The organism is Microvirga sp. jy35, assembly GCF_056148915.1.
This window is the reverse complement of sequence record NZ_JBWBEW010000003.1, coordinates 234,790-251,122: the sequence shown is the minus strand read 5'-3', so window position 1 is coordinate 251,122 and position 16,333 is coordinate 234,790. Positions and strand designations below refer to the sequence as shown.

The 16,333-nt window shown below is 63.4% G+C and carries 17 protein-coding genes; 2 read left to right on the top strand and 15 right to left on the bottom strand.

Features of this window, described 5'->3' with window-relative positions:
• Positions 1–130: 130 nt before the first annotated feature.
• The 8 genes from lpdA to eno all read right to left on the bottom strand — a co-directional run bounded on the left by lpdA (position 131) and on the right by eno (position 8,476).
• Complete coding sequence (gene lpdA, locus AC0QTX_RS04490; protein WP_474602621.1) at positions 131–1,567, bottom strand: dihydrolipoyl dehydrogenase; 1,437 nt, start codon at positions 1,565–1,567, stop codon at positions 131–133.
• Positions 1,568–1,996 carry an endonuclease domain-containing protein gene (locus AC0QTX_RS04485; RefSeq protein WP_474602620.1) on the bottom strand — a complete coding sequence of 143 codons (429 nt, stop codon included), beginning with the start codon at positions 1,994–1,996 and terminating at the stop codon, positions 1,568–1,570.
• An 86-nt stretch (positions 1,997–2,082) separates the two neighbouring features.
• Positions 2,083–3,528 (bottom strand): pyruvate dehydrogenase complex dihydrolipoamide acetyltransferase, encoded by a 1,446-nt coding sequence (locus tag AC0QTX_RS04480; RefSeq protein WP_474602619.1) that lies wholly within the window; start codon positions 3,526–3,528, stop codon positions 2,083–2,085.
• Positions 3,529–3,557: 29 nt separating this feature from the next.
• A complete protein-coding gene (locus AC0QTX_RS04475) occupies positions 3,558–3,854 on the bottom strand; it encodes a DUF5076 domain-containing protein (protein ID WP_474602618.1) in 297 nt (98 codons plus the stop codon).
• Between the two features lie 3 nt (positions 3,855–3,857).
• Positions 3,858–5,303, bottom strand: a complete 1,446-nt coding sequence (locus tag AC0QTX_RS04470; RefSeq protein WP_474602617.1) for a pyruvate dehydrogenase complex E1 component subunit beta — start codon at positions 5,301–5,303, stop codon at positions 3,858–3,860.
• 150 nt (positions 5,304–5,453) lie between these two features.
• The gene (gene pdhA / locus AC0QTX_RS04465; protein ID WP_474602616.1) at positions 5,454–6,515 is read right to left on the bottom strand and encodes a pyruvate dehydrogenase (acetyl-transferring) E1 component subunit alpha; all 1,062 of its coding nucleotides are present in this window, start codon (positions 6,513–6,515) and stop codon (positions 5,454–5,456) included.
• 172 nt (positions 6,516–6,687) lie between these two features.
• Positions 6,688–7,002, bottom strand: coding sequence for an FtsB family cell division protein (locus AC0QTX_RS04460; RefSeq protein ID WP_474602615.1), 315 nt, complete (start codon positions 7,000–7,002; stop codon positions 6,688–6,690).
• 190 nt (positions 7,003–7,192) lie between these two features.
• A complete protein-coding gene (eno, locus tag AC0QTX_RS04455; protein ID WP_474602614.1) occupies positions 7,193–8,476 on the bottom strand; it encodes a phosphopyruvate hydratase in 1,284 nt (427 codons plus the stop codon).
• 146 nt (positions 8,477–8,622) lie between these two features.
• Between eno and queF the strand changes: the two genes are divergently transcribed.
• Positions 8,623–9,072 carry a preQ(1) synthase gene (gene queF, locus AC0QTX_RS04450; RefSeq protein ID WP_474602613.1) on the top strand — a complete coding sequence of 150 codons (450 nt, stop codon included), beginning with the start codon at positions 8,623–8,625 and terminating at the stop codon, positions 9,070–9,072.
• On the opposite strand, the gene AC0QTX_RS04445 is transcribed toward queF, so the two are convergent.
• Positions 9,057–10,226 (bottom strand): MFS transporter, encoded by a 1,170-nt coding sequence (locus AC0QTX_RS04445; RefSeq protein WP_474602612.1) that lies wholly within the window; start codon positions 10,224–10,226, stop codon positions 9,057–9,059. The genes queF and AC0QTX_RS04445 overlap by 16 nt on opposite strands.
• A gap of 119 nt (positions 10,227–10,345) precedes the next feature.
• The gene (gene kdsA, locus AC0QTX_RS04440) at positions 10,346–11,194 is read right to left on the bottom strand and encodes a 3-deoxy-8-phosphooctulonate synthase (RefSeq protein WP_474602611.1); all 849 of its coding nucleotides are present in this window, start codon (positions 11,192–11,194) and stop codon (positions 10,346–10,348) included.
• Between the two features lie 325 nt (positions 11,195–11,519).
• On the opposite strand from kdsA, the gene AC0QTX_RS04435 reads away from it, so the two are divergent.
• Positions 11,520–11,789, top strand: a complete 270-nt coding sequence (locus AC0QTX_RS04435; RefSeq protein WP_474602610.1) for a helix-turn-helix domain-containing protein — start codon at positions 11,520–11,522, stop codon at positions 11,787–11,789.
• 24 nt (positions 11,790–11,813) lie between these two features.
• On the opposite strand, the gene AC0QTX_RS04430 is transcribed toward AC0QTX_RS04435, so the two are convergent.
• The 5 genes from AC0QTX_RS04430 to tpiA form a co-directional block, all read right to left on the bottom strand.
• Complete coding sequence (locus AC0QTX_RS04430; RefSeq protein ID WP_474602609.1) at positions 11,814–12,215, bottom strand: DUF350 domain-containing protein; 402 nt, start codon at positions 12,213–12,215, stop codon at positions 11,814–11,816.
• A 56-nt stretch (positions 12,216–12,271) separates the two neighbouring features.
• Positions 12,272–13,135, bottom strand: a complete 864-nt coding sequence (locus tag AC0QTX_RS04425) for a VOC family protein (protein ID WP_474602608.1) — start codon at positions 13,133–13,135, stop codon at positions 12,272–12,274.
• Positions 13,136–13,194: 59 nt separating this feature from the next.
• Entirely contained in the window at positions 13,195–14,823 is a 1,629-nt protein-coding gene (locus AC0QTX_RS04420) for a CTP synthase (protein WP_474602607.1), read from the bottom strand.
• A gap of 105 nt (positions 14,824–14,928) precedes the next feature.
• Positions 14,929–15,345: a preprotein translocase subunit SecG gene (gene secG / locus AC0QTX_RS04415; protein ID WP_474602606.1), complete on the bottom strand. Its 417-nt coding sequence runs from the start codon at positions 15,343–15,345 to the stop codon at positions 14,929–14,931.
• Between the two features lie 120 nt (positions 15,346–15,465).
• The gene (tpiA, locus tag AC0QTX_RS04410) at positions 15,466–16,233 is read right to left on the bottom strand and encodes a triose-phosphate isomerase (protein WP_474602605.1); all 768 of its coding nucleotides are present in this window, start codon (positions 16,231–16,233) and stop codon (positions 15,466–15,468) included.
• Between the last annotated feature and the right edge of the window lie 100 nt (positions 16,234–16,333).

Below are 16,333 nucleotides of genomic sequence, written 5' to 3'. Positions count from 1 at the left end.
GAGTGCGGATGGAAGGATGCAGATGGAATGACTCAGCCGGCGAAAGGCCGGCTGGGCCTGCAGGAAATGCGGAATGCGATCAGGGCCGTGAGGGAGTAGAAAGAGACCACCCCACATGCCCGATGTGATCTCAGATGTGGATCACACGATCATAGGCATCCATGACGCTCTCGTGCATGGTCTCGGAGAGGGTCGGATGAGGGAAGACCGCGTGGATGAGGTCCTCTTCCGTGGTTTCCAGGTTCATGGCGATCACGTAGCCCTGGATCAGCTCGGTGACTTCCGCGCCGATCATGTGGGCACCCAGGAGCTGGCCGGTCTTCTTGTCGAAGATCGTCTTCACGAGGCCATCGGGCTCGCCCAGTGCAATGGCCTTGCCGTTGCCGATGAAGGGGAAGCGTCCGACCCGGAAGTCGTAGCCCTGCTCCTTCGCTTTGGCCTCCGTGAGGCCCACGGATGCCACCTGCGGATGGCAATAGGTGCAGCCCGGGATCTTGGCCTTGTCCATGGCGTGCGCGTGCATGCCCTTGATCGTTTCGACGCAGATCACGCCCTCGTGCTCGGCCTTGTGCGCCAGCATGGGAGGACCTGCCACGTCGCCGATGGCGTAGATGCCGGGCACGTTGGTGCGGCCGAGACCGTCGGTGACTACGACCCCGCGCTCGATCTTCACACCGATCTTCTCTAGGCCGAGATTCTCGATGTTGCCCACCACGCCGACCGCCGAGATCATTCGCTCCGCGGTGATGGTCTGCGTGGCCTTGCCGTCGTCGATGGTGGCGGTGATGGAATTCGCACCCTTCTCCACCTTCGTGACCTTGGCGCTGGTGAGGATCTTCATGCCCTGCTTCTCGAAGCGCTTGCGGGCAAGAGCGGCGATCTCCGCATCCTCGACGGGGAGGATCTGCGGCATCACCTCGACCACCGTCACCTCAACGCCCATGGTGCGGTAGAAGGAGGCGAACTCGATGCCGATGGCGCCCGAGCCCATGACGATGAGCGACTTTGGCATGGTGGGCGGCACCATGGCCTCGAAATAGGTCCAGATCAGCTTGCCGTCCGGCTCGATACCAGGCAGCGCGCGCGGCCGCGCGCCGGTCGCGACGATAATGTGCTTGGCGGCATAGGTGCCGGGTTCCAAGACGCCTTTCGGCACCGGATTCTGCGGCTGCATGGCGGGCTTCTTCGGCGCCGACACCACGACCTCGCCGGGCTTGGAAATGCTGGCCTCGCCCCAGATCACGTCGACCTTGTTCTTCTTGAGCAGCATGCCGACGCCGCCGTTGAGCCGGCCCGACACGCCCCGTGAGCGCTGCACGATGGCCGCAGCGTCGAAGCCGATCCCCTGCGCAGACAGTCCGTAATCCTTGGCGTGCTCCATGTAGTGGTAGATCTCGGCCGAGCGCAGCAGCGCCTTGGTCGGGATGCAGCCCCAGTTGAGGCAGATGCCGCCCAGATGCTCGCGCTCCACGACCGCGGTCCTGAACCCGAGCTGCGCCGCGCGGATCGCCGCCACATAGCCCCCCGGCCCGCCGCCGATGACAATGATGTCGTATTGGTTTGCCATTTACGTCTCCAAGTCCCCTCCCCCTTGCGGGGAGGGGTAAGGGGTGGGGGTGGTGCGGACAAGCGCCGCATGAATGGTGTCGAGCACGGAATTCATGTTTCGCATCACTTCATTGTTGGTGAAGCGCAGGACATGGAAACCTTGGCTCGTGAGATAGGCTGTGCGCCGATTATCGTACGCAACAGCCTGATCTGTTGTGTGTTGGCCGCCATCCACTTCGATGATGAGCTGGGCGCCGAGGCAACAGAAGTCGGCGATGTAGGAGCCTATAGGAACCTGTCGCCGGAAATGGGTATCGCTCAGTGGCAAACGGTTCCGCAGATGCCACCACAGGCGCTGTTCGGGTTCCGTGAAAGTGCGACGCAGCTTTCCCGCATTCGCCTTCGCACGCGGCGATGTCGGTTTGGCGGGTGGCTGGTTCCACGACATTGCAGGTTCTGTTATCGCGAGCATGCGTTACGACCCCCACCCCTGCCCCTCCCCGCAAGGGGGAGGGAGAAGGGCTGAGGCTAGCCTCACACCAGCATCCCCATCGGGCTCTCGATGAGCTGCTTGAAGGCCGCCAGCAGTTCCGCCCCGAGCGCGCCGTCGACCACGCGGTGGTCGCAGGAGAGCGTCACGGTCATGGCCTGCACGACGGCTGGAGCGCCGTTCTTCACCACGACTCGGCTTTCGCCGGCGCCGACCGCGAGGATCGTTCCCTGCGGCGGGTTGATGACAGCCTGGAAGTTCTTGATGCCGAACATGCCGAGATTTGACACCGCCGTGGAGCCGCCCTGGTATTCCTCGGGCTTCAGGCGACGGGTGCGGGCGCGGACCGCCATGTCCTTCACCTCGGCCGAGATGGCGGTGAGCGTCTTCTGTTCGGCCTTGCGCACGACCGGCGTGAACAGGCCGCCTTCGATGGCAACCGCCACGCCCACATCAGAATGCTTCATCTTCAGGATGCGATCCTCGGCCCAGACCGCGTTGGCATCGGGCACGCGCTGGAGCGCGATGGCGAGAGCCTTGATGACGAAGTCATTGACCGAGAGCTTGTAAGCGGGCTTCCCGTCCTTGTCCTTGCCCGCGGCCGCGTTGATCTGCTCGCGCAGGGCCATGAGGGCATCGAGCTCGCAGTCGAGCGACAGATAGAAATGCGGCACCGTCTGCTTGGACTCGACGAGGCGCTTGGCTATGGTCTTGCGCATGCCGTCGAGTGGCACTTCCTCGTAGGAGCCGGCCTCGAACATGGCCTTCACCTGATCGGCGCCCATGCTCTGGGCGAGCTGGGGAGCCGCAGGTTTTGCTGCCGGTGCAGGAGCCGGAGCAGCAGAGGCCGCCGGAGCGGGTGCAGGCTTCGTGCCGCCGCCCTGGAGCGCTGCGCGCACGTCCTTCTCGACGATGCGGCCGTGGGGACCTGAACCCTGAACAGAAGCGATATCGACCCCGGCCTCACGGGCAATGCGCTTGGCGAGCGGCGAGGCGAAGACGCGGTTACCGGAAGCCTGCGGCTGCCCTGCCCCGTTGGGCTTTGCTGCCTGCGCTGGCCCCTCGGGAGCCTGATCGACGCGGGCGTATGACATGTGGGCGTTCGGGTCACCCTGAATGGTGTTGGCCTGCGGCTGGGGCGCGGCTGCAGGAGCAGCAGGAGCAGGTACAGGTGCAGCCTCCGGCTTGGGCGCAGGCGCTGCCGCACCGCCGCCGGAAGCCGGGGCCGTGACGCTCTTCGGATCCTCGCCCTCAGCGGCGATCAGCGCGATAAGCTCGTTGACGGGAACGTCCGCGGTGCCTTCGGGCACGACGATCTTGGCGAGGATGCCTTCATCCACCGCCTCCACTTCCATGGTGGCCTTGTCGGTCTCGATCTCGGCGATCACATCGCCGGACTTCACCGTGTCGCCTTCCTTCTTCAGCCACTTGGCAAGGTTGCCCTTTTCCATGGTGGGAGACAGGGCGGGCATCAGGATGTTGATGGGCATGGCGTTCTGAAATCCTGACTTGAGAGAATTTAATTGATGGCTTGCGTCGAGCCGGGATCGCTCGGATCGTCCAGCTCGGCCTGAATGCCGGCGGCAATCTCGGCCAGAGCCTCCTCCTCGGAGAATTCCGTTTCCATAGCGTAGACGCGAGCCGCGTGGCGGGCGAGGTCCACCAGGAGCACGCCCCAGGTGAACGGATCGTCGAAGGCGCGGCGCAGAGCGATGCTCACCTCGCCCTCGACCACAGAAGCCCTCAGGATCTCGACGCCGCCTTTTTCGAGCACATCGGGTGGAACGTTGAGGGCTTCGAATTTCCGCTCAGCCATGCGTCACCTGTAGCAAACGGCCTTCGCCGCCTGCACCACTTCGCCCACGTTCGGCAACGCGAGCTTCTCGAGATTGGCCGCATACGGCATCGGCACGTCCTTGCCGGTCACGCGGATCACGGGCGCATCGAGGTAGTCGAACGCGTTCTCCATGATGCGTGTGACGATCTCGGCGCCGACACCCGATTGCGGGAAGCCCTCTTCCACCGTCACGCAGCGGCCCGTCTTCATGACCGAGGCGACGATGGTGTCGCTATCCATGGGGCGGAGCGTGCGAAGATCGATAACCTCCGCGTCGATGCCTTCCTTCTCCAGCTCCTGCGCGGCCTTGAGCGCGTAGGTCATGCCGATGGAGAAGGACACGATGGTCACGTCCTTGCCCTCGCGATGAATGCGCGCCTTGCCGATCGGCACCGTGAAGTCGTCGAGCTTCGGCACAGGGAAGGACTGACCGTAGAGGATCTCGTTTTCCAGGAAGACGATCGGGTTCGGATCGCGGATGGCGCTCTTGAGGAGCCCCTTCGCGTCGGACGCCGTGTAGGGCGCGATGACCTTGAGGCCCGGAACGTTGGAGTACCAGGCCGCATAGTCGTGGCTGTGCTGGGCGCCCACGCGGGCCGCAGCGCCGTTGGGGCCGCGGAACACGATAGGAGCCCCGAGCTGGCCCCCGGACATGTAGAGGGTCTTTGCCGCAGAGTTGATGATCTGGTCGATCGCCTGCATGGCGAAGTTGAAGGTCATGAACTCGACGATGGGACGCAGTCCCGTGAAGGCCGCGCCAACGCCGACGCCGGCAAAGCCGTGCTCGGTGATCGGCGTGTCGATCACGCGTCTGGCGCCGAACTCCTGCAGCAGCCCTTGCGTGACCTTGTAGGCTCCCTGGTACTCGGCCACCTCTTCGCCCATGACGAAGACGCTCTCGTCCTTGCGCATCTCCTCGGCCATGGCGTCGCGCAGAGCCTCGCGCACGGTCATGTTGACCAGCTCGGTCCCTTCGGGGATCTCCGCCATGGCGTTGTAGCTGGAGCGGTTCGTGATGACCGACGGAGCCGCCGGAGTCGAGAGACCCTCCTGCTCGGGACGCTCTGCTGGGGCCGGACGGTCGGCCATACCCTCCGCCTGCATATCGGGCGTCGGAGCCTGCTGGGCTTCCGGCTCCGGAGTTGCAGGCGCCTTTGCCGAGGAGGCTGCGGCCGACACGTCCTCCCCCTCGCCGGCGAGAATCGCGATGGGGGTGTTCACGGCCACATTGTCGGTGCCGTCGGAGACCAGGATCTTGGCGAGGACGCCCTCGTCGATCGCCTCGACCTCCATGGTCGCCTTGTCGGTCTCGATCTCGGCCAGCACGTCGCCGGGCTTGACCTGATCGCCTTCCTTTTTCAGCCACTTGGCCAGTTTCCCCTGCTCCATGGTGGGCGAGAGGGCAGGCATGAGAATATCGATCGCCATTAAAAGACTCGTTTTGATTGTCGCAGCGGCGAGATTCGGGGAGAAGCGGCGCGAAGGCGCCGCCTAGGCTTCGATCAGGCGATCAAAGCCAATTCTTTGATGGAGCATGGGGTCATCAGAAAACCGGTTCTCACTTTTCTGCCCCATGCACTAGAGAAGGATGTCGGTGTAGAGCTCGGACGGATCGGGCTCAGGATCGTGCGTGGCGAACTCGGCCGCCTCGTTGACGATCTCGCGCACCCGGCTGTCGATGGACTTCAGCTCGTCTTCCGACAGCTTCCAGCTCTCCAGCAGACGGCGGCGCACCTGCTCGATGGGGTCGTGCTCCTCGCGCATGCGGGCCACCTCGTCCTTCGTGCGGTACTTCGCCGGGTCGGACATGGAGTGGCCGCGATAGCGGTAAGTCTGCATCTCGAGGATGTAAGGCCCCTTGCCGGAACGGGCATGCTCGATGGCACGCTGACCGGCGGCGTAAACCGCGCGGATGTCCATGCCGTCCACCTGCTCGCCCGGGATGCCGAAGGACACGCCGCGCTTGGAGAAGTCGGTCTGGGCCGAGGCGCGCGACACCGCGGTGCCCATTGCGTAACGGTTGTTCTCGATCACGTAGACCACGGGCAGCTTCCAGAGCTGCGCCATGTTGAAGCTCTCGTAGACCTGACCCTGGTTGGCGGCACCGTCACCGAAATAGGTCAGGCAGACATTGCCCTTCTCGCGGTAATGGTTGGCAAACGCGATGCCGGTGCCCAGCGAAACCTGTGCGCCGACGATGCCGTGGCCGCCATAGAAATGCTTCTCCTTGGAGAACATGTGCATGGAGCCGCCCTTGCCCTTCGACAGGCCGCCGCGGCGCCCGGTCAGTTCGGCCATAACGCCCTTCGCGTCCATGCCGCATGCGAGCATGTGACCGTGATCACGATAGCCGGTGATCACCTGGTCGCCCTCCCTCGTCGCCATCTGCATGCCGACGACGACAGCCTCCTGGCCGATGTAGAGATGGCAGAAACCGCCGATCAGGCCCATGCCGTACATCTGGCCGGACTTCTCCTCGAAGCGCCGGATCAGAAGCATCTCGTTGTAGGCCGAGAGATCCTGGTTCTTGTCGAATTGTGGGGAATTGGCAGCGACTCCGCGCGTGGAGCCTTTTGTGGAAGTGGTCTTGTTAGCCGCGCCTGCACCGGCACGGCCCGCCTTGCGGGCAGCAACAGCCATCGGGTCCTCCGAAGGGTTTCCTCGACGAAAGTTGTAGCGCAGACGGGAAGGGAAATCGAGTGGGCTAAAAGCCGTTTTGCGCTGCACAATGAAAAGCGCAAACATCTGATATGTAAGTCTTATTCGCTCTTAACTCGAATCAAGTTAAGCAGAACTTTCGGACTATGCTGATTTACGGACCTGTGATGATGACGAGGTCGTTCTTATGCACACGTCCTAACATTACGCGCGCTCGTTCCTCGAGCAGATCCCTGTCAATCTGATCGCTCCGCAGCAGCGCTATGCGTCGCTCCCAGTCGGAGCGCTGGGTCTTTAAACCCGTGAGCTCGCCGGAAAGTTCGGCCACTTGGGCTTCATATTTATGTCGGGCCTCGATACCGCGCGCACCGCTATGGGCATGATGCACGAAGTAGCCGGCGACAGCCGCTGAAATGCTGTAGAGCACCAGCGGGATCAGGAATCGTCGTGCGCGTCTGCGGATCACCATAAGGCTGGATCCTACAGCTGCATGGTTAAGGAGATGTTGAGGACTTCAGGGGAACGCGGCTGCCATCCTCCGCGTCATGCCCAGCCTTGTGCCGGGCATCTATGTTTTGGGCGTGGTGGCTCCCAGAACGTGGATGGCCGGGACGAGCCCGGCCATGACGCAGAATGTGATGCCTTTAGTTCTAGTCGGATCAGGCAAGCGCCTTCAGGGCCGCCCGACCGGCATATTTCGCCTGCGAGCCCAACTCCTCCTCGATGCGGATGAGCTGGTTGTACTTCGCCAGTCTGTCCGAGCGAGCCAGCGAGCCAGTCTTGATCTGTCCGCAATTGGTGGCGACGGCGAGGTCCGCGATGGTGGAATCCTCCGTCTCGCCCGAGCGGTGGGACATGACGGCGGTGTAGCCGGCCCGGTGGGCCATATCGACGGCGGCCATCGTCTCGGTGAGCGAGCCGATCTGGTTGACCTTCACGAGGAGCGAGTTGGCGACGCCCTGCCCGATGCCCTGTGACAGGCGGGTCACGTTGGTGACGAAGAGGTCGTCGCCGACGAGCTGGCACTTGGCGCCGATGAGGTCGGTCACGGCCTTCCAGCCCTCCCAATCGTCCTCGGACATGCCATCCTCGATGGTGGCGATGGGATAGGCGGAGACAAGCTTCGCGAGGTACTCGGCCTGCTGCTGCGGGTTCAGCGTCTGGCCGGTGCCCTCATAATGGTAGGCACCATCCTTGAAGAATTCGGTGGCCGCGCAGTCGAGGCCGATCACCATGTCCTTGCCTGGCTTGTAGCCGGCCTGCTCGATGGACTTCATGATGAAGTCGAGCGCGGCTTCGGCGGAGGGCAGGTTCGGGGCGAAGCCGCCCTCGTCGCCCACATTGGTGTTGTGGCCGGCATCCTTCAGCGCCTTCTTGAGGGTGTGGAATACCTCGGCACCCATGCGCACGGCTTCCGCCAGGGTCGGCGCGCCGACGGGCAGGATCATGAATTCCTGGAAGTCGATGGGATTGTCCGCATGGGCCCCGCCGTTGATGATGTTCATCATCGGCACCGGCAGAACGCGGGCCTGGGTGCCGCCCACATAACGGTAGAGAGGCAGCGCCGCCGCTTCGGCCGCGGCCTTGGCGACTGCCAGCGATACGCCGAGGATGGCGTTCGCGCCGAGGCGCGCCTTGTTCGGGGTGCCGTCGAGCTCGATCATGGCCTCGTCGATGGCAATCTGCTCTTCCGCATCCATGCCGCCGATGGCGTCGAGGATCTCGTTGTTCACCGCATCGACGGCCTTGAGCACGCCCTTGCCGAGATAGACCGACTTGTCACCGTCGCGCAGCTCGACCGCCTCATGGGCGCCCGTAGAGGCACCGGAGGGCACTGCGGCTCGGCCCATGGAGCCGTCTTCTAGGGTGACATCCACCTCGACGGTGGGATTGCCTCGGCTGTCGAGGATCTGGCGGGCGAAGACGTCGATGATTGCTGTCATAAAGCAGGCTCCTGCTGGCTGAAGTGCGGCCGGGACAGCCCGGGGAGCGGGTGCGGCCTCAAGTCATGGGTTGGCTTATTGACCGAAATGAGCAGACGGGCAAGGACGGCAAGAGCATCCATCCCCTCGATTCTAGGCGAAATTCTATGACGGAATCCACCCTCCAGCTTGGGCAGGCGAGCACCCTCCCCGACTCACCGGAAGCTGCACAGCTCGACCGGGTACCGAACCCGCACCCCGACATCGACTATCTGGCCCGCTTTACCGTACCGGAATTCACCTCTCTCTGCCCGGTGACAGGCCAGCCGGATTTCGCGATCATCGTGATCGATTACGTGCCCGGGCCATGGCTCGTCGAGTCCAAGTCGCTGAAGCTCTATATGCACAGCTTCCGCAATCACGGCGCCTTCCACGAAGACTGCACTGTAGCGATCGGCAAGCGCCTGGCCGATCTGCTGGAGCCCCGTTATCTGCGCATCGGCGGCTACTGGTATCCTCGCGGGGGCATTCCGATCGACGTTTTCTGGCAGACTGGCGAGGTGCCGAAGAACCTCTGGCTGCCAGACCAGGGCGTCGCCCCTTACCGGGCCCGTTGAGCAGCCGGCCGCGTCAGGGCGAAGGATGCGGCAACACCAACGCCCAGAATGACCAGAGCGGCAACGGACGTTGCTCCGGTCAGGCCGATGTTGCGCAAGCCGAGGCCCATCAGCACGACGCCCAACGCCTGACCGCAGAAGAACGAGAAGGCGTGGAGTGCGACGGCTGAGGCTCGTGCGTTTGGTGCCACCTCCGTCACCTGGGCCTGGAAGGTGTTGTGGAGCATGTAGAAGCCGAGCCCCAGAAAGACCATGGCGGCGGCGTCGAGCTTCCAGTCGCCGCCCAATCCCACCACAACGAGTGCGGCGGCGGCAAAGAAGCCGCCGCCCAGAAGGATGCGGCCGATGCCGAGCCGCTTCAGCATCCAGGCGACGAGCGCGGAGTAGACGAGCCCGCCGATGGCAAAACCGCCCAGGGCAAAGCCGGCCTCAGTGGCACCGCCCCCGCCCCGCTCTTCGAGCAAGGGCGCCACATAGGGGAAGATCCCGAAAATGACGATGGCCTCCACGAAAACGAGGCTGAAGAGGGTCAGCGCGCGCGGATTTGAGAGGATGTCCCGGTAACGCAGGAGCGCGCCCTTAAGATCGAACTGTCCTCCTGGGAGCGCTTCCCTGAAACCGACGACGGTAGCGGCAAGGGCCAGGGCGACCATGAAGGTGGAGAGGGAGAAGACGCCACGCCAGCCGATCCATTCAGCGAGCAGCCCCGCAAATGAAGAGCCGGCCAACTGTCCGATGATGACGGCGATGAAGTATCGGCTCAGGGCCACCTGGCGCTGCGCCATGTCCACCCGGTCACCGATCAGCGCGATGGAGAGTGGAATCGACCCGCCGGCAGCGGCACCGGCAATGATGCGAAGCGTGAAGAGGGTGGAAGGATCGGGGGCGAAGATGGAGCAGGCCAGGGCAAGGAAGAGCACTGCCAGAGCCACCTTCATCACGCGCTCCTTGCCGAGGGCGTCGCCGACGGGTCCCAGGACGGGCTGGATGAAGGCATAGGGCAGCGCGAAGGCAGCGGAGAGAAGGGCAATCGTCTGCGGCGTGGAGCTCAGGTCCCGGGCAATGACGCCAACCATCGGCTCGACGGCACGGCCGGAGAAGGTACTGGCAAAGCCGCTGGCGGCAAGAATCAGGATCAGCTTGCGGGATGACATGGGTGCCTGAAGGAGGAACCGTGGAAAAGCTTTAGCTTCCTAACACGACCGCGCCGTTACGCGAGCGGCAGGAATGCAGACCTGCTCTCGCAATGGCACATGGAACGGATCCTCGGGCCTTAAGCCTGCCGGTTCTTCGCCAGGGCGTCGAAGGCCTTGAGCTGCGCGAGCAGCGCCTCAAGCTCCCTGAGCGGGACCATGTTGGGGCCGTCCGACGGTGCCTTGTCCGGGTCCTGATGCGTCTCGATGAAGACACCGGCAACGCCCACCGCGACGGCCGCACGGGAGAGGACCGGAACGTATACGCGCTGACCGCCTGAGGTCGAGCCTTTCCCGCCGGGCTGCTGCACGGAGTGGGTAGCGTCGAAGATCACCGGAGCGCCCGTCTCGGCCATGATAGGCAGGCTGCGCATGTCGGACACGAGGGTATTGTAGCCGAAGGAGGCGCCTCGTTCCGTGAGCATGACGTTCGGATTGCCCGCCGCCTTCACCTTATCGGCGACATTCGCCATATCCCAGGGAGCCAGGAACTGGCCCTTCTTCACGTTGACCACCCGGCCGGTCCTGGCGGCGGCGACCAGAAGATCGGTCTGACGGCAGAGAAAGGCCGGGATCTGGAGAATGTCGACCACCTCCGCAACGGCCGCGCACTGATCGTTCTCATGGACATCGGTGAGCACCGGCAGTCCGTATCTCTCCTTGACCTCGGAGAAGATGGCGAGCGCCTTGTCGATTCCGATGCCACGGGCGCTGGAGATCGATGTCCGGTTTGCCTTGTCGAAGGAGGATTTATAGACGAGACCCATTCCCAGCCTGCCGGCGATCTCGCTGAGCGCAGCCGCCATTTCGAGGGCATGATCGCGGCTTTCCATGGCGCAGGGCCCGGCGATGATGCTGAGCGGCAGGTGGTTTCCGAAGCGGACGGAGCCGGCCTCGACAACGGCAGGGTGTTGATTGATGTCGGTCATGAGCCGTCACTAGCCTTTTTGGCGTCAAAGGCAAAGTGTCGATGTGCCTGATCGCGCCTCGATGAGCCGGGATGGGTCACGCTGCCGAACGCCGGAGAGGCTCTCTCGACGTCCCTGCACATGGCAGATCGCATTTCACGGCGAGCGCTTTGATATCATGGCCTTAACCAAAGTATCGGCACAACCTCATCGTCTGACGGAAGAAACTTTACTTTAGGTAATCATCTAAACAATATAGAAGGAACAACAAGAACTAAGAAAATTTCCCTGCGGGCAACGAACAAAACGACAAGAATTTACTCGACAGCGCGTGGGAGGCGCACTGATGTCAGATCACGAGAAGATGCAGGAACTCGTTGCAATACGATCGGCCCTTGGCTTCACCCAGAGCAGGATGGCGCATGAGATCGACATGAACCTGCGGGATTACCAAGCTTTTGAGTGGGGCGAGGCCGAGGTTCCAGATCTCTATCTCAGGGCGATTGAGCGGATCGCGATGCTCTACGCGGTGCGCCACAGAAACCCGATGCTCGTACCGCCCTCCATGCGGGCGGAAATCCTGCAATTCGCCAGACTTGTAGAGTTGGAGGCCTGAGGCGACAGGCTGTCGCCTGGTCCATCAGAACGTCATTGCGGCAGCATTGATGATGCCGGCGGACAGGGATGAAGCGCCCAGGAACAGGGCTGCCGCCATCTCGCCGGCCGCAATCCGCTGCGAAAGGTTCGGCATCACGATCCGCACCAGCCAGTAGACGACGATCTGCACGGCCAGCGCGACCAGACCCCAGACGAGGCAGTCGACGATGGTCTGGGCATGAACGATGGCGCTGGCGAGCGGCAAGGCGAAGCCCACGAGGCTGAAGCCAAGGGCCGTGGCGGCGGAAATCACGTTCTCCCGGATGAGCGCGTACTCGTTGTGCATTGTCGCGAGCGTGTAGATGGCCAGATACAGCCCCACCAGCGCGACGGCGAGCACGAAGAAGATCAGGAAGTCGGGCAAGCCCGCGAGAGAAGCAGCCACGGAAAATCCCCCAAGGGTTGATTATTTTTCAACCGCTTAAGGGGATATGGTTAACATTACGTTGGCTCAAACGCGATCGCGACGCCGAATGCGGCACTGGCAGGGACAATGAGCCTGCTCCCCATATGCTGATAGGGGATCTGCGCCGCATCGAGCCACCTCGCCTGCCGCTGGATATCCTCGACCCGAACAGCGAAGGCCACGAGGGAAGGCTGATCGAGCTCGGCCTCGATGGAGCCGTAGATCTCCGCCGCATCGTCCGGGGTCAAAACGTCGATGTGGCCCTCGTGCAAGCGGAAGGAGAGATCGTCCCCGTCGGGGCTTCCCGGCTGCACGCCTGTAAAGGCGCCAAGAAACGTGCGAAGCCGCTCCGGCTCCGGGGCCGTAAGGGTAACGGACGAGATCCGGATAGCCTGATTGTCATGGCGCTGGAACTCAGGATTCCAGAAGTTTTCAGGATAATGCTGCTGACAGACGAAGAAGCCTGCCTTGGGAGAATTCTCGGGTGACGTGAAGGCCAACGTGAACGCGACCTTTGTCTCGCTGCCGTCGGGCCGGCGTCCGGCACGTTCGAAATGGAACGGCTCGAAGGATCCGATCCCTTTCTCCGCGAAGAGCGCGGCGTCGGCCTCGGCGTCCTGACTGTCCAGGACGAGCATGGCCAGGCCTTCGCGGGCGCGCAGGTAGCCCTGCACGAAAGCCCCGAAGCTGAAGGCACTTGCCTGATGAGGCGCAATAGCCGCGCCCTCGCCCACGGTGAGCAGCTCGATGAAGGAGCCGGAAAATTGGATGATCCGGTTCTCGGTGCCCCAGGGATGGCGGTTGCGGGCGCCGACCTTAAAGCCGAGGCGCCCATAGAAGGCTCCGGCTTGGTCGAGATCTTCAACAGCAACAACGAGGTGGTCGATCCGGCGGGTCATCGGGTTCTTTCCTGTCAGTCGCGTCCGTAAAGTTCAGGGCGCGACGGTTCAGGTTAACATCAAACCAGCCGGCTTTGCTCCACGGCCGCGTGGATGAAGCTCTTGAAGAGAGGGTGCGGCTCGAACGGACGGGACTTCAGCTCGGGGTGGTACTGCACGCCGATGAACCATGGATGGTCCTCGTACTCGACGATCTCGGGCAGGATGCCGTCCGGCGAAACGCCCGAGAATCGCAGGCCCTTCGCCTCAAGCTGTTCGCGATAGGACATGTTCACTTCGTAGCGGTGCCGGTGGCGCTCGGAGATCTCCGTGCCGCCATAGATCTCAGCCACCTTGCTGCCGGACTTGAGTGAAGCCTGATAGGCGCCAAGCCGCATGGTGCCGCCGAGATTGCCGCTGGCAGTACGCTTCTCAAGCTCGTTGCCCCGCAGCCACTCGGTCATGAGGCCGACGACCGGCTCCGAGGTCGGGCCGAACTCGGTGGAGCTCGCATCCTGAATGCCCGCAAGGGAGCGGGCCGCTTCGATAACAGCCATCTGCATGCCGAAGCAGATGCCGAAATACGGCACCTTGCGCTCGCGGGCGAAGCGGGCCGCCCGGATCTTGCCCTCGGCGCCGCGCTGGCCGAAGCCGCCGGGCACCATGATGCCGTGAATGCCTTCCAGGAATGGAGCCGGATCCTCGTTCTCGAAGATCTCGCTCTCGATCCACTCGAGGTTCACCTTTACCTGATTGGCGATGCCGCCGTGGTGCAGCGCCTCGATGAGCGACTTATAGGCATCCTTCAGGCCGGTGTACTTGCCCACGACGGCGATGTTGACCTCGCCCTCCGGGTTGTGGACACGGTCCGAGATCGTTGTCCAGCGGGTCAGGTTCGGAGTTTTGGCCGTGTCGAGGCCGAAGGCTGCCAGCACCTCGCTGTCGAGGCCTGCCTCGTGGTAGGCCAGCGGCACGTCATAGATGGAACGGGCGTCCCGCGCCTCGATCACCGCTGTCTCGCGCACGTTGCAGAACAGGGCGAGCTTGCGCCGCTCGTCCTTCGGGATCTCGCGGTCGGTGCGGCACAGCAGGATGTCGGGCTGGATGCCGATCGAGCGCAGTTCCGCCACCGAGTGCTGCGTCGGCTTCGTCTTCAGCTCGCCGGCGGACGGGATGAACGGAAGCAGCGTGAGATGGACGTAGATGGCCTGTCCTCTCGGAAGATCGTTGCCGAGCTGGCGGATGGCCTCGAAGAACGGCAGGCCTTCGATATCGCCCACCGTGCCGCCGATCTCGACCAGGACGAAGTCGAAGCCCTCGTTGCCGGTGATGACGAAGTCCTTGATGGCATTGGTGACGTGCGGGATCACCTGGATGGTCGCGCCGAGATAGTCCCCACGGCGCTCCTTGGTGATGATGTCGAGATAGATGCGCCCGGTGGTGATGTTGTCGGCCTTGGTGGCCGGCACGCCGGTGAAGCGCTCGTAATGGCCGAGGTCCAGATCGGTCTCAGCACCATCGTCGGTCACGAAGACCTCGCCGTGCTGATAGGGACTCATCGTCCCCGGATCGACGTTGAGATATGGGTCGAGCTTGCGAAGCCGAACCTTGTAACCGCGTGCTTGGAGAAGCGCTCCGAGGGCCGCCGAAGCCAGCCCCTTGCCGAGCGAAGACACCACGCCGCCGGTGATGAATACGTACCGCGTCATGGACCCCTATCCATAAACATCGGGCGCCGATTCGCAATCGCGAACCGGTCAACCCAAAAGCCATCCACAAAAAGAGAGGGCCGGAAGCACCGGCCCTGGGTTCGTTTACTGCTGAGGCGCTGCTGGCGCAGGCGCCGGAGAGCCCGGTGCGGGAGCCGTCGGCTGATCGCCCTGGAGACGCTGCAGCTGCTCCAGCACGTTGCCGCCGCCCTGACCGCCGGCCGGAGCCTGCTGGCCTGGAGCCGCCGGCGCGGTGCCATCGAGAATCGAGCGTGGAGCCCGGTTGGACGTCGCCATGACGGTGAGCGCGATGCTCGTCACGAAGAAGAGACCTGCCAGGACCGCGGTCGCACGGGTGAGCGCATTGGCTTGGCCGCGCCCGGTCATGAAGCCGGAGACTCCACCGCCGCCGCCTCCACCGCCGCCGAGGCCCATGCCGCCGCCCTCGGAGCGCTGAAGGAGAACCACGCCGATCAGGGCAAGCACGACGATCAGGTGGATGATGATGAGAACTGTTTGCATCGTTTTCAAAAACCTCAAGCGGCTGCGCACAGGGCGACAGCCGCTCGCAATCCGTTCGTTGCGGCGGCCTGTAGCATAGGTGGGCCCAGGATCAAAGACCCGCAAGCGGCCTTTTCGCACTTACCCCAGATAAGCCCCTGCAATGGCCAGGAAATCGGCCGCCACGAGGCTCGCGCCGCCCACGAGGGCGCCGTTGACGTTCTCCACCGCCATCAGCTCAGCGGCATTGGAGGGCTTGACGGAACCGCCATAGAGGATGCGGACCTTGGGCGCATCCGCCTTGCCGACAAGGCGCTTCAGTTCCTCACGGATGGCCGCATGGACCTCCGCCACATCGGCTGTTGTCGGGGTCAAGCCGGTGCCGATAGCCCAGACAGGCTCATAGGCGACCACAAGGTTATGGCTGTTCGAATCGACCGGGATTGAGCCGCGCAGTTGCTTCTTCACCACGGAAAGAGCCTTGCCGGCCTCGCGCTCCTCCCGAGTCTCGCCGACGCAGACGAGGGCCGTGAGACCCGCCCGGTGGGCGGCCACCGCTTTGGCGCAGACATCCGTGTCCTTTTCCCTATGGTACTGGCGGCGCTCGGAATGGCCGACGATCACATAAGTCGCACCGGCATCGGCCAGCATCTCGGCAGACAGGTCTCCGGTAAAGGCGCCCGACTCCTTGGCATGACAGTCCTGCCCCCCAATGGCGACCCGGGATCCGACCGAGAGCTGCGCGAGTTGGCCGATCAGGGTCGCGGGCGGGCAGACGGCCAGCTCCACCTTTGCCTTGAGGCCTGGGGTATAACCGGCGTGGATCTCCTCCAGCACCCTGGCCGAGGTCCGCAACCCGTTCATCTTCCAGTTGCCCGCAACCAGCGGGCGCGGCCTATCGATGCTCATATGAGGCACTCCTGTCGCGCTTGATAACTTGGCACTAGCAGAGGCTCGAGCCTTCTTTCAACCAGACTTGCCCTTTTCGTAGAGCCCCCGATCGTTTATC